18 protein-coding genes are annotated in these 19,038 nt (G+C 73.0%); 11 read left to right on the forward strand and 7 right to left on the reverse strand.

The window, feature by feature from the left end:
* The first annotated feature begins 2 nt into the window (after positions 1–2).
* The 9 genes from nusB to ABH931_RS14685 all read left to right on the forward strand — a co-directional run bounded on the left by nusB (position 3) and on the right by ABH931_RS14685 (position 8,681).
* Positions 3–443 (forward strand): transcription antitermination factor NusB, encoded by a 441-nt coding sequence (gene nusB, locus ABH931_RS14645; protein ID WP_370113151.1) that lies wholly within the window; start codon positions 3–5, stop codon positions 441–443.
* A 204-nt stretch (positions 444–647) separates the two neighbouring features.
* Positions 648–1,484, forward strand: a complete 837-nt coding sequence (locus ABH931_RS14650) for a hypothetical protein (RefSeq protein ID WP_370113153.1) — start codon at positions 648–650, stop codon at positions 1,482–1,484.
* 248 nt (positions 1,485–1,732) lie between these two features.
* Positions 1,733–2,908 carry an NAD(P)/FAD-dependent oxidoreductase gene (locus ABH931_RS14655; RefSeq protein WP_370113155.1) on the forward strand — a complete coding sequence of 392 codons (1,176 nt, stop codon included), beginning with the start codon at positions 1,733–1,735 and terminating at the stop codon, positions 2,906–2,908.
* Positions 2,905–3,216, forward strand: coding sequence for a (2Fe-2S)-binding protein (locus ABH931_RS14660; protein WP_370113157.1), 312 nt, complete (start codon positions 2,905–2,907; stop codon positions 3,214–3,216). Before ABH931_RS14655 ends, ABH931_RS14660 begins: the two co-directional genes overlap by 4 nt.
* Positions 3,200–4,615, forward strand: coding sequence for an NAD(P)/FAD-dependent oxidoreductase (locus ABH931_RS14665; RefSeq protein WP_370113158.1), 1,416 nt, complete (start codon positions 3,200–3,202; stop codon positions 4,613–4,615). Before ABH931_RS14660 ends, ABH931_RS14665 begins: the two co-directional genes overlap by 17 nt.
* Positions 4,612–5,529 carry a dihydrodipicolinate synthase family protein gene (locus tag ABH931_RS14670; protein ID WP_370113159.1) on the forward strand — a complete coding sequence of 306 codons (918 nt, stop codon included), beginning with the start codon at positions 4,612–4,614 and terminating at the stop codon, positions 5,527–5,529. The genes ABH931_RS14665 and ABH931_RS14670 overlap by 4 nt, the downstream gene beginning before the upstream one ends.
* Before the next feature lie 145 nt (positions 5,530–5,674).
* Positions 5,675–6,682: a proline racemase family protein gene (locus ABH931_RS14675; protein ID WP_370113161.1), complete on the forward strand. Its 1,008-nt coding sequence runs from the start codon at positions 5,675–5,677 to the stop codon at positions 6,680–6,682.
* The gene (locus tag ABH931_RS14680) at positions 6,679–7,710 is read left to right on the forward strand and encodes a proline racemase family protein (protein ID WP_370113163.1); all 1,032 of its coding nucleotides are present in this window, start codon (positions 6,679–6,681) and stop codon (positions 7,708–7,710) included. The genes ABH931_RS14675 and ABH931_RS14680 overlap by 4 nt, the downstream gene beginning before the upstream one ends.
* Complete coding sequence (locus ABH931_RS14685; RefSeq protein WP_370113165.1) at positions 7,707–8,681, forward strand: ornithine cyclodeaminase family protein; 975 nt, start codon at positions 7,707–7,709, stop codon at positions 8,679–8,681. The genes ABH931_RS14680 and ABH931_RS14685 overlap by 4 nt, the downstream gene beginning before the upstream one ends.
* Before the next feature lie 52 nt (positions 8,682–8,733).
* Here ABH931_RS14685 and ABH931_RS14690 read toward each other — a convergent pair whose 3' ends face one another.
* A complete protein-coding gene (locus ABH931_RS14690; protein WP_370113167.1) occupies positions 8,734–9,822 on the reverse strand; it encodes a sugar ABC transporter substrate-binding protein in 1,089 nt (362 codons plus the stop codon).
* 94 nt (positions 9,823–9,916) lie between these two features.
* A complete protein-coding gene (locus ABH931_RS14695; protein WP_370113169.1) occupies positions 9,917–11,203 on the reverse strand; it encodes an alpha/beta fold hydrolase in 1,287 nt (428 codons plus the stop codon).
* Positions 11,204–11,346: 143 nt separating this feature from the next.
* Between ABH931_RS14695 and ABH931_RS14700 the strand changes: the two genes are divergently transcribed.
* Complete coding sequence (locus ABH931_RS14700) at positions 11,347–12,030, forward strand: DUF3592 domain-containing protein (protein WP_370113171.1); 684 nt, start codon at positions 11,347–11,349, stop codon at positions 12,028–12,030.
* A gap of 63 nt (positions 12,031–12,093) precedes the next feature.
* Positions 12,094–13,068 carry a LysR family transcriptional regulator gene (locus ABH931_RS14705; RefSeq protein WP_370113173.1) on the forward strand — a complete coding sequence of 325 codons (975 nt, stop codon included), beginning with the start codon at positions 12,094–12,096 and terminating at the stop codon, positions 13,066–13,068.
* Positions 13,069–13,077: 9 nt separating this feature from the next.
* Here the strand turns inward: ABH931_RS14705 and ABH931_RS14710 are convergent, their stop codons facing one another.
* From ABH931_RS14710 to ABH931_RS14730, 5 genes are read right to left on the reverse strand one after another with little or no spacing between them, the layout of a single operon-like run.
* Complete coding sequence (locus ABH931_RS14710) at positions 13,078–14,082, reverse strand: ABC transporter ATP-binding protein (RefSeq protein WP_370113174.1); 1,005 nt, start codon at positions 14,080–14,082, stop codon at positions 13,078–13,080.
* Positions 14,079–15,110 carry an ABC transporter ATP-binding protein gene (locus ABH931_RS14715; RefSeq protein ID WP_370113176.1) on the reverse strand — a complete coding sequence of 344 codons (1,032 nt, stop codon included), beginning with the start codon at positions 15,108–15,110 and terminating at the stop codon, positions 14,079–14,081. Before ABH931_RS14715 ends, ABH931_RS14710 begins: the two co-directional genes overlap by 4 nt.
* Before the next feature lie 26 nt (positions 15,111–15,136).
* Positions 15,137–16,117, reverse strand: coding sequence for an ABC transporter permease (locus ABH931_RS14720; RefSeq protein WP_370113178.1), 981 nt, complete (start codon positions 16,115–16,117; stop codon positions 15,137–15,139).
* A gap of 52 nt (positions 16,118–16,169) precedes the next feature.
* Positions 16,170–17,936: an ABC transporter substrate-binding protein gene (locus tag ABH931_RS14725; protein ID WP_370113180.1), complete on the reverse strand. Its 1,767-nt coding sequence runs from the start codon at positions 17,934–17,936 to the stop codon at positions 16,170–16,172.
* A 58-nt stretch (positions 17,937–17,994) separates the two neighbouring features.
* Entirely contained in the window at positions 17,995–18,978 is a 984-nt protein-coding gene (locus tag ABH931_RS14730; protein WP_370113181.1) for an ABC transporter permease, read from the reverse strand.
* Positions 18,979–19,038 lie beyond the last annotated feature (60 nt).

Consider the following 19,038-nt stretch of genomic DNA (forward strand, 5'->3'; position numbering starts at 1 on the left):
CCGTGGCCACCGCGCGTAACAAGGCCAGGACCAAGGCCTTCCAGATCATCTTCGAGGCCGACCACCGGGGCGTGAAGCCGACGCTGGTCCTCGCCGAGTGGGTGGCGCGCGCCCGCAGCGGTGAGGAAGGCGTGCCGCAGGTTCCGGAGTACACCCAGGACCTGGTGGAGGGCTACAGCCGCCACGCCGCCCGGATCGACGACCTGATCTCCACCTACGCGGTGGGCTGGACGCTCGACCGGATGCCGATCGTGGACCGCAACGTGCTGCGCCTCGGCGCCTACGAGCTGATCTGGGTGGACGAGGTTCCCGACCCGGTGGTGCTGGACGAGTTCGTGGAGATGGCCAAGGACTTCTCCACCGACGAGTCCCCCTCCTTCGTCAACGGGCTGCTGGCCCGTCTGAAGGAGCTGAAGCCCTCGCTGCGGGCCGCCCGCGACTGACGCGGTCCCTGCGGAGCAACACACGAGCAACACACAGTGGCGCCCTGCACCCCTTTCCGGGGGCGGCAGGGCGCCACTGTTGCGCCATTAGAGGTCACTGATGGTGACGAGCCTGTGACACAGGGTGCGCATGAGGTGGCGGAGGCGGGGGAGGACGAGGAGCAGCGAACCACCCTCGCACCCCGTCCAGCCTCGGAGGCTCCCATGGCCAAGCACGCCCGTCCGCGCAGCCACCGCCCCGCCGTCTGCCAGGCGACCCCGCGCGTGGTCACTCCGCGCGACCGCCGCTGCGCCGCCCCGGCGGTGTCGGGGCGACGTCGTCCCACCATGGTCGGGGTCGTCACCAACCGTGCGGACTTCGAGCTGCTGCGCGCGGACGGCTGCACCGAGTACAGCGCCTTTGCCGACTACCTGGGGGACATCGAGTCGATGCTGACCGGGCTCGGCCGTGACGGTGCCGAGGTGTGCGGGCGCGCCTTCTCGCCCGCGGACCTCCGGGACTTCTGCGAGCGTGAGGGGCTCTCGCCCGCCGACGGCGACAGCCACTACGCCTACACGGCCGACCCGGCCGCCGAGGAGGAGTGGGTGCGCTGGCAGGGCGAGCCACTGGCGGAGTTCCTGCTCAGGATCGACCGCGCCCACGAGCGCGGCGTGGTCCGCCGTCACCTCGACCGCATGCTCGCCGAGACCGCGGAGGCCGCCCTGACCGGCGACTTCCCCGAGCAGCTGCTACGGATCGCCTACGCCCACGGCGCGGAAGCCCTGCGCGGCTTCCTGCTCGGCGCGGGCGAGGGCCAGTTCACGGCCGTGTGCAGCCTCTTCGACCCGGACCTGCCGCTGGTCGCCTGGGCGGACCTGCTGTTGGAGGAGGGCGGCGTGCTGCGCATCGACGACGAGGACCTGGACCTGCTGAACGAGGTCCTGTGCGTCGGGTACGCGCTGAACCTGCCGGGGGTGTTCTCGCTGGCCGGGATCTGCCCGGTGCGCGGCGAGGTGGGGTGGGAGTGGACCTTTGACGGGGAGTCGTTCCGGCGGGTGTGAGCCGGGTGCCCGGGCCGGAGGTGGTGCCCGCACCACCCCGAAAGCGGACCTGTGCGCCAGCGACGCGCGCCGCGCCGTCCGGAAGGCTGAGCGGTGTCCGGAGCGGACGGCACAGGAGCGGTTCGACGTCGTCGCCCGCACCTGCGGTGTCGGCACCGCGACCCACCTGCGCACGCTGATGCGTCGGCATACAGGCCTGTCTCCGAGCGAGTACCGCGCACGCTTCGGCGAGGTCTAGCGCGGTGCCAATGCCGTGTGACATAGTACTGAGCGTGCCAAGAAGCCCTCACTACGACGTAGTCGTCATCGGCGCCGGAATGATCGGCGCCGCGTGTGCCCACGCTCTCACGGAGCGGGGGATGACGGTCGCCGTCGTGGATCGGGGACCGGTCGCCGGGGGGACGACCGGAGCCGGGGAGGGGAACCTGCTCGTCTCGGACAAGGTGCCCGGGTCGGAGCTGGAGCTCGCGCTCGAGAGCCAGCGGCTGTGGCGGGAGCTCGCCGAGAGCCTCGGCGCGGACGCGCTGGAGTACGAAGCCAAGGGCGGCCTCGTCGTCGCCAAGGATCTCCAGTCCCTGGGTGCCCTCCAGGGGCTGGCCGCGCGTCAGCGGGAGGCGGGCGTCGAGGCCGTCCCCGTGCCCGCCGACGCGCTCGGGGAGCTGGAGCCCCACCTCGCTCCAGCACTGGCCGGGGGAGTCCTCTACCCGCAGGACGCCCAGGTGCAACCCGCCCTCGCGGCAGCGACCCTGCTGCGGGCGGCGCGGGACACCGGCCGCGCCGAACTCCTCGCCGGAACCGCCGTCACGGCCCTGGCCGAGGGGCGCGTGGAGACCGACACGCGCGGCACCCTGCACTGCGGCGCGGTCGTCAACGCCGCCGGGACCTGGGGCGGCGAGATCGCCGCCCTCGCGGGGGCAGCCCTGCCGATCCTGCCGCGACGCGGCTTCGTGCTGGTCACCGAGCCGCTGCCGCCGCTGGTGCGGCACAAGGTCTACGCCGCCGACTACGTCGCCGACGTGGCCAGCGGCTCCGCCGACCTGCAGAGCTCGGGTGTGGTCGAGGGGACCGCTGCCGGGCCCGTGCTGATCGGGGCCAGCCGCGAGCGGGTCGGCTTCGACCGGAGTCTTGCCGTGCCGGTGCTCGCGCGGCTTGCCGCGCAGGCGGCCGAGCTGTTCCCGGTCCTGCGCGACGTGCGGGTGATGCGGGCCTACCGGGGCTTTCGCCCCTACCTGCCCGACCACCTCCCCGCGATCGGCCCCGACCCGCGCCGGCCCTGGCTGCTCCAGGCCTGCGGCCACGAGGGCGCCGGCATCGGCCTCGCCCCCGCCACCGGCCGCCTGATCGCCCAGCTCCTCGGCGACGAGAAACCGTTCATGGACCCCACCCCCTTCGACCCCGCACGATTCCAGGAGGAGCAGCCGTGAGGCGCAACCCGCTCGACCTGGTCCGGGCCCGGCCCGAGCCCGGCTTCGAGTTCAGCTTCGACGGCGAGCCCGTCCCCGCGCTGCCCGGCCAGACCGTCGCCGCCGCGCTGTGGCAGGCGGACCGTCTCGCCTGGCGCCGCACCCGCGTCGGTGACCGTCCGCGCGGCGCGTTCTGCGGGATGGGCTCCTGCTACGACTGTCTGGTCGAGCTCGACGGCGTCCCCAACGTCCGCGCCTGCCTGGCCCCGGTACTGCCGGGCGCCGAGGTCCGCACGCAGAGAGGCGACGGCCATGACGAACTCCGCTGAGACGCACGAGCTCTACGACCTCGCCGTGATCGGCGCCGGGCCCGCCGGCCTGGCGGGCGCCGCGGCCGCCGCCGAGCGCGGCCTGCGCGTGGCCCTGCTCGACAGCGCGCCGCAGCCCGGTGGTCAGTTCTACCGGCAGCCCGCCGCCGCGTTCCGTGCCGCCCGGCCGCAGGTGCTGCACCACCACTGGGCTGAGTTCCGCCGCCTCCTCACCCGCGTCGAGAACGCTGAGGCCGACTTCTTGGCGGACCATCATGTCTGGTCGGTGGTGCGAGAGTCGGGTGCCTGGATCGTGCGCTCGCTGACCGGGCCGGACCAGCGACAGGCCCGATCGCTGACCGCGCGTCAGATCCTCTTCGCCACCGGCGCCCACGAGCGGCAGCTGCCCTTCCCCGGCTGGACCCTCCCCGGAGTCGTCGGCGCGGGCGGCGCCCAGGCCATGCTCAAGGCCGGGCTGGTCCTGCCCGGACGTCGGGTGGTCGTCGCCGGCAGCGGTCCGCTGCTGCTCGCCGTCGCGTCCTCGCTGGTCAAGGCCGGGGCGAGGGTCCCGCTCGTGGCGGAGGCAGCCGGCTACCTCGGCTACGCCCGAGGCGCCCGCACCCTCGCCGCCAACCCCGGCAAGCTCGTCGAGGGCGCCCAGCACGGCGCCGTCCTGCTGCGCCACGGCGTCCGGCTGGGCCCGCGCACCGCCGTCGTTGCCGCCCACGGCACCGACCGCGTCGAGGCCGTCACCCTCGCACGGCTCGACGCCACCTGGCGCCCGCTCCCCGGCACCGAACGGCGCATCGCCTGCGACGCCGTCGCCGTCGGGCACGGGCTCGTGCCGCAGTTGGAGCTCCCACTCGAACTCGGCTGCGCCACCGAACGGTTGCCCGACGGAAGCGCCGCGCTCGTCGTGGACGCCGCCCAGCGCACCACCGTCCCCGGCGTCTGGGCGGCGGGGGAGAGCACCGGCATCGGCGGCGTCCAACTCGCGATCGTGGAGGGCGAGCTGGCCGGTCGCGCCCTCGCCGGTGAGACGACCGCGCCCGCCTCCCTGCTGCGCCGCCGCACCCGGCTGCGGGCCTTCGCCGCGCTGATGGCGGCGCGGCACGCGCCCGGCAGCGGATGGCCGGAGTGGCTGGAGGACGCCACCGAGGTCTGCCGCTGCGAGGAGGTCACGGCCGGCCAGGTCCGCGAGGCCGTCACCGAACTCGGCGCCGCCGACCAGCGCACCGTCAAACTCCTCACCCGCGCGGGCATGGGCTGGTGCCAGGCCCGCATGTGCGGACCGGCCGTGGCCCGCCTCTGCGGCGCGGCCGACGACGGCGCGCCCACCCGACCCCTGTCCACCCCTGTTCCCCTCGGCCTGCTGGCCGAGTCCACCACCGCACCATCCTCACAAGGAGCACCCCGATGACCGCCGCCGACGTCACCACCCCTGACCGCCAGGCTCCCTGGCACGGCATCATGGTCGCCACCGCACTGCCGTTCCACGAGGACGGCTCGGTCGACTACGACGCGTTCGCCCGCCACGTCGCCTGGCTCATCGAGAACGGCTGCGACGGGGTCGTCCCCAACGGGTCCCTCGGCGAGTACCAGACGCTGACCGAGGCCGAGCGTGCGCAGGTCATCCGCGTCGCCGTCGAGGCCGCGGGCGACGGCAGCCGCGTCATGGCCGGCACGGCCGCGTACGGTTGCGCGCAGTCGCGCCGCTGGGCCGAGCAGGCCGCTGAGGCCGGCTGCGGCTCCGTCCTCCAGCTCCCGCCGAACGCGTTCCGCGCGGAGCGCGACGCGGTCCTCGCGCACTACGCGGAGGTCGCGAAGGTGGGCCTGCCCGTCGTCGCCTACAACAACCCCTACGACACCCGCGTCGACCTGACCCCCTCGCTGCTCGCCGAGCTGCACGCGGCCGGGCACATCGTCGCCGTCAAGGAGTTCAGCGGCGACGTGCGCCGTGCCTACGAGATCGCCGAGCTGGCCCCCGGCCTGGACCTGCTGATCGGCGCGGACGACGTCCTGCTGGAGCTGGCTCTCGCAGGCGCGGTGGGCTGGGTCGCCGGCTACCCCAACGCCCTGCCGACCGCGTGCGCGGAGCTGTACCGCGCGGCGGTGGCGGGCGACCTGGCGGTGGCGCTGCCCCGCTACCGGCAGCTGCACCCGCTGCTGCGCTGGGACTCCAAGACGGAGTTCGTCCAGGCCATCAAGCTCTCCATGGACCTCGCCGGCCGCTACGGGGGTCCGTGCAGGGCCCCGCGCTCGGCACTTCAGGGCGAAGCCCTGAGCGCAGTGACGCTCGCCACGGAGAAGGCTCTGGCCGAGGGACTGCGGTAGTACCGCAGGGGCGCGGGGAACTGCGCGGGCAACCAACGGCGTGCGGATGGCCCTGCTCGTTCGGGGACCCACCACGCGGGGTGGCTTGTCGCGCAGTTCCTCGCGCCCCCAGGTGGTTGCAAGCAACTCACAGGGGGCAAAGCCGATGAAGACCCGTCACATCTACCACGCCGTCGACTCCCACACCGAGGGCATGCCGACCCGAGTGATCACCGGTGGTGTCGGTGTCATCCCGGGATCCACCATGGCCGAGCGCCGCGTGTACTTCATGGAGCACCTCGACGACCTGCGCACGCTGCTGATGTACGAACCCCGCGGCCACGCCGCGATGAGCGGGGCGATCCTGCAACCCCCGACGCGGCCCGACGCCGACTACGGGGTGCTGTTCATCGAGGTGTCCGGGCTGCTGCCCATGTGCGGGCACGGCACCATCGGGGTGGCCACCGTGCTGGTCGAGACCGGGATGGTGCCGGTCACCGAGCCGGTCACCACCGTGCGGCTGGACACCCCGGCCGGGCTGGTCAGCGTCGACGTCGCCGTCGCGGACGGTTCCGCGACCGCGGTGACGCTGACCAACGTGCCCGCGTTCTGCGAGCGGCTGGACGCCAAGACGCACGTGCCGGGCTTCGGGGAGATCCGCTACGACCTCGCGTTCGGTGGCAACTACTACGCGATCGTCGACCTCGCCGACTACGGCCTGCCGTTCGACCGCGAGCGTGCCACCAAGGAGCAGATCCTCAAGGCCGGCCTCGCCACCATGGCCGCGATCAACGGCGCGGACGAGCCCGTGCACCCGGAGGACGACCGGATCCACGGCGTCCACCACGTCTACTTCGCCGCGCCCGGCTCCACCGCCGCGCACTCGCGGCACGCGATGGCGATCCACCCCGGATGGTTCGACCGCTCGCCCTGCGGTACCGGCACGTCCGCGCGGATGGCGCAGCTGCACGCGCGCGGCGAGCTCGCGCTCGGCGCGGCGTTCGTCAACGAGTCGTTCATCGGCACGCGCTTCCTCGGGCGGCTGGTCGAGGAGACCACCGTGGCCGGACGCCCGGCCGTGGTGCCGACGGTGACCGGGCGGGCCTGGATCACCGGGACCGCGCAGTACTTCCTGGACCCGACCGACCCGTTCCCCAAGGGGTTCTTGTTGTGACAGTGGTGCCCACCGTCGACTGCGTCGACTACCACACGGCCGGCGAGCCGTTCCGGATCGTGCCGGCCGGCACCGTGCCGATCGCCGGCGACAGCGTCGCCGAGCGGCGGGCGATCGCCGTCCAGGCGGACGGGACGCCGCGCCCGACCGCGATGGAGAGCGTCCGCCGCCTGCTCTGCCACGAGCCGCGCGGCCACGCGGACATGTACGGCGGGTTCGTCGTGCCGCCGGACGACGACGGCGCCCACCTCGGGGTGCTGTTCTGGCACAAGGACGGCTACTCCACCGCCTGCGGCCACGGCACGATCGCGCTCGGCGCCTGGGCCGTCGACAGCGGCCTGGTCGTCGCACCCGAGGACGGGGAGGTGACGGTCCGCATCGACGTCCCCTCCGGCCGTGTCGCGGCGCGCGTGCGGCGCGCGGGCGGGCAGACTCGGGCGGTGACCTTCCGCAACGTCCCGGCCCGGACGAGCGCGCTCGAGGTCGAGGTGCGGACCGCCGACTTCGGCGAGGTCAGCCTGGACCTCGCGCATGCCGGCGCCTGCTACGCGGTCCTCTCGGCCGACCGGCTGGGGCTGGCCCCGACGCCCGAGGCGTTGCCGGAGCTGATCCGCGCCGGGCGGCAGATCCGCGCCGCGCTGGAGGGCCACCCGGCCACCCGCGAGCCGCGCGACCCGCGCCTGTCCGGCGTCTACGGCGTGCTGCTCCACCAGCGCGAGCCCGCCCCGGACGGCTTCGCGCTCGCGCTGCGCAGTGTCACCGTCTTCGCGGACGGCCAGGTGGACCGCTCGCCGTGCGGGTCCGGCACGTCCGCGCTGCTGGCGGTGCTGACCGAGCGCGGCCTGCTGCCGATGGGGGAGGAGCTGCACCACCGTTCGGTGATCGGCAGCGTCTTCACCGCGCGGGTCGCGGAGACGGTGGCGGCGGGGTTCGTCACCGAGATCACCGGCAGCGCGCACCGCACCGGGGCCCACCGCTTCGAGCTGGACCCGCTGGACGCGCTCGGCACGGGGTTCGTGCTGCGATGATCCCCGGATTCCAGGTGCTCGACGCGGAGGCCGTCGCCGCCCGGCTCGGCCCGGCGGCGGCGGTCGCCGCCCTGGAGGCCGCCCTGCGCGGCGGCCTCGACCCCGACGCGTCCGCGCCCCGCTCGCGGGTGCCGGTGCCGGGCGGTGAGCTGCTGCTGATGCCCGCTCACGACGACCGCTACGCCGTCGTCAAGATCGCCGGGGTGGCGCCGGACAACCCGCTCCATGGCCTGCCGACCATCACCGGCGGGGTCCTGCTGCTCGACGCGCACACCCTGCTGCCGCTCGCGCTGATGGACGCACCGGCCCTCACCGAGCTGCGCACCGCCGCGGTCTCCGCGCTCGCGGCGTCGCGGCTGGCGCCCGCCGACGCTCGCCACCTCGTGCTCTTCGGCGCGGGCCCGCAGGCGCGCGCCCACCTGCGCGCGCTGGCGGCGGTGCTGCCGTCGCTGCGGCGCGTCACCGTCGTCACACGCTCGCCCGGACGGGCGGCGGAGCTGCTCACGCTGGCGTCCCGTCTCGGTCTCGACGCAGTGACGGACCGCGCTGAACGTGTCGAGGACGCGGACGTGGTCTGCTGCTGCACGACCTCCCGCACCCCGCTGTTCGACGGTGCGGCGGTCCGCGACGGCGCGCTGGTCATCGCCGTCGGCGCTCACGAGCCCACGGCCCGCGAGGTCGACACCACGCTGGTCGGCCGCGCCGCGCTGGTGGTGGAACACCGCGCCACCGCGCTGCGGGAGGCCGGCGAGCTCGCGGGCCTCCGCCCCCGCGACGTCGACGCGGACCTGCCCGAACTCGTCTCCTGCGGCCTCACCGCGACGGACGACCGCCCGGCGCTCTTCAAGAGCGTCGGCATGGCCTGGGAGGACCTGGTGATCGCCGCTGCGGTCGTTCAGTTGCCCCAACCCTCCGGGGGCGCGGGGAACTGCGCGAGAATCCAACGGTGTGCGGATGGCCCTGCTCGGTGAGGAGCATCCGCGCTGGGTGGCTTGTCGCGCAGTTCCCCGCGCCCCCGGAGGGCTACTCCAGGCCCGCCGCCCTGCACGCCGCCGCGTACTGCGCGGTGCAGATCTGACCCACCGTGTACAGCCCGTCCGCCACCACCGTCTGGCGGATGTTCGCTCGGGTGAGCAGCACCGGCGTCAGGAGGTCCGCGTGGACGGCGTCGCCGGACTCGCTGATCTTCATCCCCGGCGCCAGCGAGACGATCTCGTGGCCCTGGAGCAGGTCCACCGCCAGCTCCGCCGCCGCCTCGGCCTCGGGGCGGTACGCCTTGTAGACCGTGTAGGCCTGCGTGCCGGCCACGATCCGCTGGACCGCGTCCAGTTGGGCGTCCTGTCCGCCGAGCGGGACGCCGGTGAGGCCCGCGCCGCGCAGCGCGCTGACGACGCCCGCGGCCATGCCGTCGTTCGCCGAGTAGATCCCCGCGATGTTCCGCCCGCCCAGCTGGTTGATCGCGGCCGTGACCTTCTGCGCGGCGACGTCCGGCTTCCACATGCCCGAGGCGTCGTAGGCGATGTTCACCCGGCCCTGCACGGCCGCCAGGAAGCCGCGTTCGTAGTCGAGGGTGTTGGGGTCGGCGGCGTCGCCGTCGATCTCGACGACCTTCGCGCTCGGGGTGGCCTTGTCGCCCATGGCGCCGAGCAGGCCCTGGCCCTGGAGCTCGCCGACCTTCTCGTTGTCGAACGAGACGTACGCGTCGACCGGGCCCTGGGCCAGGCGGTCGTAGGCGACGATCTTGACGCCCTTCGCCTTCGCGTCCTCGAGGGAGGACTTGATCTGGGCGGAGTCCTCGGCGTCGACGACCAGGACGGCGACGCCGGCGTTCACCATCGTGCGCACCTGCTGCGCCTGCGTCTGAGCGCTGCCGCCCGCGTTGGCGTACCGCACCTGGACGGTGGGGGCGAGGGCCTTGACCTTGGCCTCGAACAGCGGCCGGTCGAACTGCTCGTACCGGGTGGTGGTGTCCTCCGGCAGCAGCAGGCCGATCATCGGCGGGGTGCCGACGCTCGTCCCCGGGCCGGCCGCGGCCGACGTGCTGCCGCAGCCCGCCGCCCCGAGCCCGAGCAGGAGGGTCAGGGCGGTGGCGGCGGCGAGGGTGCGCTTCATGGTGCGGGAGTCAACCGCTGTCCGTGGCGGCGCGTCAAGAAGTGAACACACTCCCGTTACCACGCGGACATCTTCGTTCACGCCCTAAAGGGCGTCAGATCCGGCCGGAGACCATGTCCATGAGCCGGCCGAGCACGCGCTCGCCGTCCGCCCGGACGCCGTCGTGCTCCCACTCGTTGGTCACCCAGGCCCGCACCGAGCCGACCTCGGCGGCCGTGCGCAGCGAGAGGCCGGCGTCGACGTACATGTCGTCGAAGTAGACCGCGGCCGCGACCGGCACCTGGTTGGCCGCCAGCCGGGCCGGGTCGTAGAGGGCGGGCCAGTCGGTGCGCTCCGCCAGGATCCGAGCCGCGTCCGTGAACGGGCGCAGGGCGGTGACGTCCTCGAACATCCAGGGCAGGATCATCTCGCCGGTCAGCAGCAGCGGGTCCGCGTCCTCGGCGAACCGCGGCAGCGAGTCCAGCACGCGCTGCGCGGCCCAGGCCGTCGGGCCCGACCCCGGCTGGGCGTAGATGGACTCGTGCAGGACGCCGAAGAGCGGGTTGGCGACGAAGCCGGTCAGCTGTGCCACGTCGTTCAGGAACACCTCGGTGGGCGCGCCGTCGGCGTCCAGCGCCTCGTCCAGCAGCCAGTGCAGCCGCTCGAAGCCGTCGCCCGTGCCGAGGGCGAAGCCGAGGTAGCGCAGTCGTCGCACGGTCAGCAGGTCCCCGTCGGGCAGCCGCGCCGGCTCCTTTGCGAGGCGCTCCGCGAGGCGGCGCAGGGTCAGCTGGTCGGCGGGGTAGCGGGCGGCGAAGGCCGCGTTCTTGGCCTCGACGCGGGGCGCGGTGGCGCGGTAGACGTCCTCGGCGGTGGCCGCGAGGCCGGCGAGGCCGCCGGTGACGTAGCAGGCGGCGAGGCCCTCCGGGGCCTGCGACAGGTAGGTCAGCGTGCAGAACCCGCCGTAGCTCTGACCGAGCGTCTCCCACCGTTGCCCGCCGGTCAGCGCCCGCCGCAGGGCCTCGGCGTCGGCGACGATCGCGTCCGCGCGGAAGTGGCCGAGGTACGCGGCGAACGCCTCCGCGTTCGGGAAGCGCGCGGCGGTACGCCCGGTGACGGGCGTGCTGCGCCCGGTCCCGCGCTGGTCCAGCAGCAGCACGCGGTGCGTGCGCAGGGCACGCCGCAGCCAGCTCGGACTCCCCGTGGTCGGCCGGGGCGCCTTCCCCCCGGGGCCGCCCTGCAGGTACAGCAACCACGGCAGCTCCTGCCCCACCCGCGCGGGGTCCACGACCTCCCGGGCGAAGACCTCGATACTGCCGGCCGCGGGGTCCTGATGGTCGAGTGGCACCTCGAGGGTGTGGTCGGTGACGGCGAGACCGGGGAGGCGGTAGCTCAGGCTGTTCATGGGTGGTGCGGTGTCCGTTCTGTTGGGGAGGTCGACGTCGCGTCGGAGCAGCCGGGGGTGGTGAGCCCAGTAAAGCGGAGCTGAAAGCCGGGTGCAGCAGAGCTTGCTGGTGCCGTCGCTCCGACGCCAGCACGCTCGACCCCATGACGACGATTGAGGATCGACGCCCCCGCCCCTTCAGCTCGCGGCCCGAGAGCTTCCTGGGCGTGCTGCGGGGCGGTGCCCGCGCCGTTCAGCGCCTCGCGACACCCGTGGTGCTCGCCGGTCTCGCCGCGGCCGCGTTCGCCGGATGGGGCTCCACGGTGGCGCACGCCGGTTGGACGGCGGCCGCGGACGCCGGGACGGCCGGTGCCGGCGCCGGGCTGCTGCGCGTTGTCCTCGGTGCGCGGCCACCGGGCCCGGGTGGCCCGGGGCAGCGCGGTGGCATGCTGGCCTCGCTGCTCAGCCGGGTGCTGCTCTGGAGTCTCGCGGGCGTCTTCGCCTTCAGCCTGAGCTACTTCTTCCAGGCGCACGCCCTCGACCGGCGCGCCACGCTCACGGTCACGGCGACGGTGACGAACTGTGAGGCACGCGGGGACGCCGGCAACCTGTGCACCTACCGCTGGAGTGACGGCGGACACCGGTACAGCTCCCGTGACGCCGCGTCCGAGGCCTGGCCCGACGGGCACCGGACGGCGGTGCGCATCGACCCCGGCCACCCCGGTCGCCCGGCCCGGATCACCAGCGGTTACTGGGCCCTGTGGATCGGCGTCGCCGTCGGCCTGCTGGGGACGCCCCTGGCGGGCCTGATGGTCTGGGTCACGGACGAGAACCTGGAGGACCTCTGAACGGACAGGGCTGCGAGGATGGCCCCGAGGGGCGACGACCGGCAGCAGGAGAGGCGGACCACGGTGGAACTCGACCCGCGGCGACTGCTGCTCCTGCGCACGATCGCCGAGAACGGCGGCGTGGCCGCGGCCGCCCGCGCTCTCGGGCACACGCCGTCGGCGGTGTCGCAGCAGTTGCAGCGACTGGAGCAGGAGGTCGGCCTGCCGCTCGTCGACCGTGCCGGCGGGCGCGTCGAACTGACGGCCGCGGGCGGCCTGCTGGCGGAGGTCGGCGGTCGGATCCGGGAGGCGCTCGCCGATGCCGCCCGGGCGCTGGAGGCGCTGAGCGGCCCGGCCTCCGGTCCGGTCGCCATCGGGCTGCCCGGACCGGCCATCACCTACTTCGCCACCACGGCACTGCACCACCTCGCCCGGACGCATCCCGCACTGGTGCCCCGGCTGGTGGAGACCGGACGCCAGGAGGGCCTGCGGGCCCTGCGGTTGGGCGAGCTCGACGTGCTGCTGGTCGAGGACGACGGCGAGGCCCCCACGCCGCTCCCGCCGGGTGTCACCGCGCGGGTGATGTTCGAGGACGAGTACCGCCTGGTGCTGCCCCCGGGCCGACCGGCACCCGTCGATCCCGCCGCACTGACCGGTCAGGCATGGATCGGGGCGCCGGCCGGCTCGCCCCGGGCGCTCGCCTTCGCGCGGCTCGCGGCCCGGCACGGGATCGTGCCCGCGGTCGAGCACCACGCGGTCCACCGGTTCGCTGTCTACTCGCTGCTCGCCGCCGGTGTCGGACCGGCGATCCTGCCGGCGCACGCCGCCGCGCAGATCACGCACGGCGGCGTGACCGCCGTGCCCGTCGCCGGTCGCTACCTGCTCCGCGCAGTGTGCCGGGGCGGGAACGGAGCACCCGTCCCCGCCGCGGAGGCCGCTCTCACGGCGCTGCAGAGCGCGCTGCTGACCACGGCCGAATCGCTCGCGACCCGTGGCCTGACCGAGGTCGAGCCCCGGGTCGCGGCGAGGCTGGTGGACCCGGGCGAACGTGGAGCCTAGGACGTCCACCTACCCGTCACCGGGAAAGTGGCAGGCGGTCAGGTGGCCGTCGCCGGAGTCGGTGAGGGAGGGCCGCTGCTCGGCGCAGATCGCTGCCGCCTTGGGGCACCGCGTGCGGAACCTGCAGCCCGAGGGTGGGTCCAGCGGGCTCGGGACGTCGCCCGTCAGCGGGATGCGTTCCGCCGCCGCGGCAGCCGCCAGGCGGGGGTCGGGTTCCGGGACGGCGGACAGCAGGGCGCGGGTGTACGGGTGGCGCGGAGCGCCGTACAGCTGTTCGCGGGTGCCGGACTCCACCACCGCGCCGAGGTACATGACCATGACCCGCTGGGAGAAGTGCCGCACCACCGCCAGGTCGTGCGCGATGAAGACGAAGGCGATGCCGCGTTCCCGTTGCAGCCGCTGCATCAGGTTGACGACCTGCGCCTGGATCGAGACGTCCAGCGCCGAGACGGGTTCGTCCGCGACGATGACGTCCGGTTCCAGGGCCAGCGCACGCGCGATGCCGATGCGCTGGCGCTGCCCGCCGGAGAACTCGTGCGGGAACCGGTTGGCGTGCTCGGGGTTGAGGCCGACCGTCTCCAGCAGCTCCTCGACACGGGCCGTGCGGCCGCCCGGCGGGGTGATGCCGTGGACCTCCAGCGGGGTGGAGATGATGGAGCCGACGGTCTGGCGTGGGTTGAGCGAGGCGTAGGGGTCCTGGAAGACCATCTGGATGCGCGAGCGGATGGGGGCCAGCCGCCGCCGCGAGGCGTGCGTGATGTCCTGCCCGGCGAACCGCAGTTGGCCCGCGCTGGGCTCCAGCAGCCGGGTGAGCAGCCGGCCCATGGTGGATTTGCCGCAGCCGGACTCGCCGACCACGCCGAGGCTCTCGCCCGCCCGTACGGTCAGGTCCACCCCGTCCACCGCGCGCAGCAGCGCGCGCCGACGGCCGTTGCCGCCGCCCCGTACGGGGAAGTCCTTGGTCAGGCCGACGGCCTCCAGCAGCGGACGCGCGTCGGTCGTCGGCGTGGTCATCGGGTGCTCTCCAGCTGATCGGTGGGGCCGACGGTGTCCTCGGGGGTGTTCTCGTGCGCGACGAGCGGGAAGTGGCAGGCGGCGTGTCGGCCACCGGCGCCCGTCAGCTGCGGGAGGTCCTCGCCGCACCGGTCCCGCGCGTGGTCGCAGCGGGGACGGAACGCGCAGCCCGGCGGCAGGCCGCCCAGCAGCGACGGCGGGTTGCCGCGTACGGGCGTGAGCGGCACGTCGACGTCGCCGGTGAGACGCGGGACGGAGGACATCAGACCGGACGTGTACGGGTGCTGGGGTGCGGTCAGTACCTCTTCCACGCTGCCCTGTTCGACACAGCGCCCGGCGTACATCACCAGCGCGTCGTGCGCGTTCCCGGCGACCACGCCGAGGTCGTGCGTGATCAGGATGATCGCGGTGCCGAACTCCCGTTGCAGGTCGCCGAGCAGGTCCAGGATCTGGGCCTGGACGGTGACGTCCAGGGCGGTGGTCGGCTCGTCCGCGATCAGCAGTTCCGGGTCGCAGACCAGCGCGCAGGCGATCATCGCGCGCTGGCGCATGCCGCCGGAGAACTGGTGCGGGTAGTCCTCGGCGCGCCGGGCCGGGGAGGGGATCCCGACGCGGCCGAGGAGTTCGACGGCGCGGGCCTTGGCCTCGCGCCGGTTCGCGCCGGTGTGCCGGCGGAAGCTCTCGGCGATCTGCTCGCCGACGGTGTAGTAGGGCGACAGGGCGGTGAGCGCGTCCTGGAAGACCATCGCCATCCGGCTGCCGCGCAGGCCCCGCAGGGTGGCCTCGCCGGCGCCGAGCAGCTCCTGGCCGTCCAGGGTGACGCTGCCGGTGAGCGTGGTGCGCGCCGGGTCGTGCAGGCCGAGGACGGCGAGGCTGGTCACCGACTTGCCGGAGCCGGACTCGCCGACGATGGCGAGGGTGCGGCCGCGCCGCAGCGTGAACGAAAGGCCGTCGACGGCCTGCACCGGGCCGTCCTCGGTCCGGAACCGGACGCCGAGATCGGAGACGGACAGAAAGGTGTCGGTCATGCTGTTCCTTTTCAAGCCGGTCCCCGTCAAGACGCGCGCACCCGGGGGTCGATGAGGGCGTAGCAGGCGTCCACGGCGATGCTGGCCAGCACCATCGCGGTGGAGGCGACCAGGACCGTGCCCATCATCATCGGCAGGTCCTGGGCGGCCACGGAGTCCACCGCCAGCCGGCCGATGCCGGGGATGTTGAACGTGGTCTCGGTGATCAGCGCGCCGCCGAGGAACATCCCCATGTCGATGCCGAACATGGTGAGCACCGGTGTCATCGCGCCGCGGAAGGCGTGCTTGAGGTAGACGGCCTTGGTGCTGAGCCCCTTGGCGCGCACCGCCCGCACGTACTCCTCGCTGAGCGACTCCAGCATCGTGGAGCGTGTGAACCGGGCGTAGGTGGCGGCGTTGACCACGGCGAGGGTGACCCAGGGCAGGATCATCCCGCCGGCCCACTGGAGCGGATTGCTGGTGGGCGAGGTGTAGTCGGGCCGCGGCAGCCAGCCCAGCTGGTCCACCAGCAGGTAGCGGGCGATGATGCCGAAGAAGTAGATCTGGAACGAGGCCCCGACCAGCGCGATGCCCATCGAGGCCTTGTCGATCGGCTTGCCGCGGCGCAGCGCCGCGATCAGGCCGAGGCCCACGCCCATCGTCAGCACCAGCGCGCCCGCGCCGAAGGCCACCGAGAGCGTGGCCGGCAGCCGGTTCAGCAGGGTCTGCAGCACGGGCTGCTGGTTGACGAAGGAGTAGCCCAGGCACGGAGCCGGGCAGTGCTGCCCGCTGCCGAAGTCCCGGCCGGCCACGAGGCCGGCCAGGAAGTGCCAGTACTGCACGGGCACGGGGCTGTCGACCCCGAGGTTGTGCCGGATCGCCGTCAGTGTCTCCGGTGTGCAGGCCTTGCCGCAGGAGAGCAGGGCCGGGTCGGGGGTGACGGCGAAGAACAGCAGGAAGGTCGCGGCGCTGATCACCAGGAGGATCAGTGCCGCGCCCAGCAGACGGCGGATCAGGAAGCGCAGCACGGCACGGCTCCACAGCTGGACATCGGAAGGGACAACGGGCTCGGCGGGGGCGCTACTTGACGTAGACGTCCAGCGGGTAGACGGTCCCGATCATGCCGAGGTGGACACCGCCCAGGCCCGGGCCGTACATGACGACCAGGCGGCTGTAGACGAACGGGATCGCCGGGACCTCGGTCATGATCTTCTCCTCGAGCTTGGACCAGTCGGTGTTCTGCTGGTCCAGGTTCGGCTCGGCGCTGATCCGGTCGATCTCGGAGTTCACGGCCGGGTCGTTGAAGAGCATCGTGTTCGGGCCCGCGGGGGCGATGCCGCGGCCGTCGAAGATCGGGGCGATGACGGAGGTCGGGCTCGGCCAGTCCGGGCCCCAGCCGGCCCAGTACAGGTCGAACTGGTTGTCCACCGCGCCCATCTCGTCGTAGTAGTTCTGGTCCGAGATGGGGTGCTTGACCACGGTGAAGCCGGCGGCCGTCAGCGCGTTGGAGATGACGACGGCGGCCTGCTGCCACTGGTCGGTGTTGGCGTAGGCGTAGACGATCGTGGGGTGCGGGTTGCCGCTGGACGCCAGCAGCTTCTTGGCGGCGGCCGGGTCGCCGGTGTTGGGCGCGCCGAACAGGTCGAACTTGTGGTAGCCGTTGACCTGCGGGGAGAGGAACGTGGTGGAGAAGTCGCCGTAGAGCGGACCGCCGAAGATCTTGCGGACCTGCTCCTTCGGGAAGGCCATCAGCAGGGCCTGACGCTCCTTCACGTCCGTGACCCGCTTGTTGTTGATCGAGAAGTACTCGGTGAACGGGTTCACCGAGTTGACCGTGCGGGACTTGAGCGAGGGGTCGCTCATCACCTGCTCGGCGAGGTCCGGGGTGACCTGGGTGCGGAAGGTCATCGCGTCGGCGTCCTCGCCCTTGGCGGCGATCAGGCGCTGGTCGATGTCGAGGTTCTGGCCGCCGAACTCGAAGTTCCACTTGTCCGGGTAGGCGTGGCGGGTGGGGTCGGTGTTCGGGTCCCAGTAGGTGTTGCGCACCAGCACCAGGGACTTGCCGGCGTCGTGGCTCAGCACCTTGTACGGGCCGGAGGAGAAGGGGCGCTGGTCGAAGGCGGCGTGGGTGTCCTTGGCCTTCGGCACGGGGGAGTAGGACTGCATGGCGGCCGCGAAGGGGAAGTCCGCGTGCGGGGACTTGAGGTGGAAGACGATGGTCTTCGCGTCGGGCGTCTCGATGGCGGGCAGGTCCTTGCCGCCCCACGGACCGGGGTAGACCTTGGCGAAGTCGCTCGTCCCGGTCAGCCACGTCTGCAGGTACTGCGGGCCGCCGCTGAGCTCGGCCTGGAAGGTGCGCTCGATGCCGTACTTGACGTCCTGCGCGGTGATCGGCGAGCCGTCCTCGTACTTCAGGCCGTCCTTGAGGGTGTAGGTCCACGTCTTGGCGCCGTCGCTGGAGCGGCCGGTGTCGGTGGCCAGGTCGCCGACAAGGGTGTTCTTGCCGTTGACCCACTGGTAGGAGGTGAGCTGGCGGGTCAGCAGCAGGTCCGCCATCTGGTTGCCGGAGCTGTAGACGCGGGCCGGGTCGAGGTGGCTGAAGTCGGCGCGCTGAAGCTCGGTGACCGTGCCGCCGGACTTGGCGCCGGGGATCGCCGGGTCGGCGCCCGTGGACTGGGCGGCGGTGCCGATGCTGACCGCCTCCTGCTGCTGGCCGAAGCCCGGACCGGAGCCGGCGCCGGCGTTCTTGGCACTGCCGCTGTTGCTGCTGCAGCCGGCGGCGGTGACGGTCAGCGAACCGGCGACGAACAGCGTCGCGAGCACGCGGGCGGATCTCTTGGAGAGCACGGTTTCGTCCCTTGGGTGGTGGTGAACGGTGCGGTGCGGTTGCAGGAGCTGGGCGGCGTCAGCGGTTCGACTTGGGGTCCAGCGCGTCGCGGACCGAGTCGCCGAGCAGGTTGAAGGCCAGTACGAAGATCAACATGGCCAGGCCGGGGAAGAGCATGTAGGTGAAGTCGGCGTTGTAGACCTCGGCGCCGCGGTGGATCATCCGGCCCCAGTCGGGGGTGGGCTCGATCATTCCCGCGCCCAGGTAGGACAGCGCGGCCTCGGTGGTGACGTAGGCCGGGACGCCGAGCGAGGCGGAGATGAGGATCGGGGTCCACAGGTTCGGCAGCAGCTCGCGCAGCAGCACCCGCAGCGGGTGCACCCCCATCACCCGTGCGGCCTGCACGAACTCACGGTCCCGCAGTGACAGCACCTGTCCGCGCAGCAGCCGCGCGGTGCTCGGCCAGCCGAAGAGGGAGAGCAGGACGATCAGCAGCGTGGCGCGCAGCCACGTCGGCGTCTCCTGGTTCGGCGCGACGAAGCGGGTGGTGACGATGGGGATGAACGCGATGAAGAAGAGCGTGGAGGGGAAGCAGAGCACGACGTCGATCACCCGGCTGAGCGCGTAGTCGACCCAGCCGCCGAAGTAGCCGGCCACCAGCCCGACGACGGTCCCGACGACGGTGATCAGCAGCACGATGGCCAGGGCGATCAGCAGCGAGGTGCGGATGCCGTACAGCAGCTGGGTGAACACGTCCCGTCCGAGCTCCGGCTCGACGCCGAGCCAGAACTGACTGCTCATGCCGCCGAACCGGCCCGTCGGGTAGCCGAAGTCGTCCAGCAGGTCGGTCCGGTTCTGCCCGTAGGTGGTGTACGGGTCCTTGCCGTACAGCTTCGCGATGAGCGGAGCGCCGAGGCCTGCCACGAAGAAGAGCGCGACCACGAGCCCGGAGACGACGCCCGTCCGGTCGCGGCGGAAACGGCGCCAGGCGAGGCGGGCGGGTGAGCGGTGCTCAGGAGCCTTCTCCTGCACGGGTGTCGGTGGAGCTGCCGTCGTCGTCATCGCCTCGGCCATCCCTGCTTGGTCAACTGTGCAATGTCACGTTGTTCTGCGCGGTGGGCA

Source organism: Streptacidiphilus sp. MAP12-33 (assembly GCF_041261265.1).
Taxonomy (GTDB): Bacteria; Actinomycetota; Actinomycetes; order Streptomycetales; family Streptomycetaceae; genus Streptacidiphilus.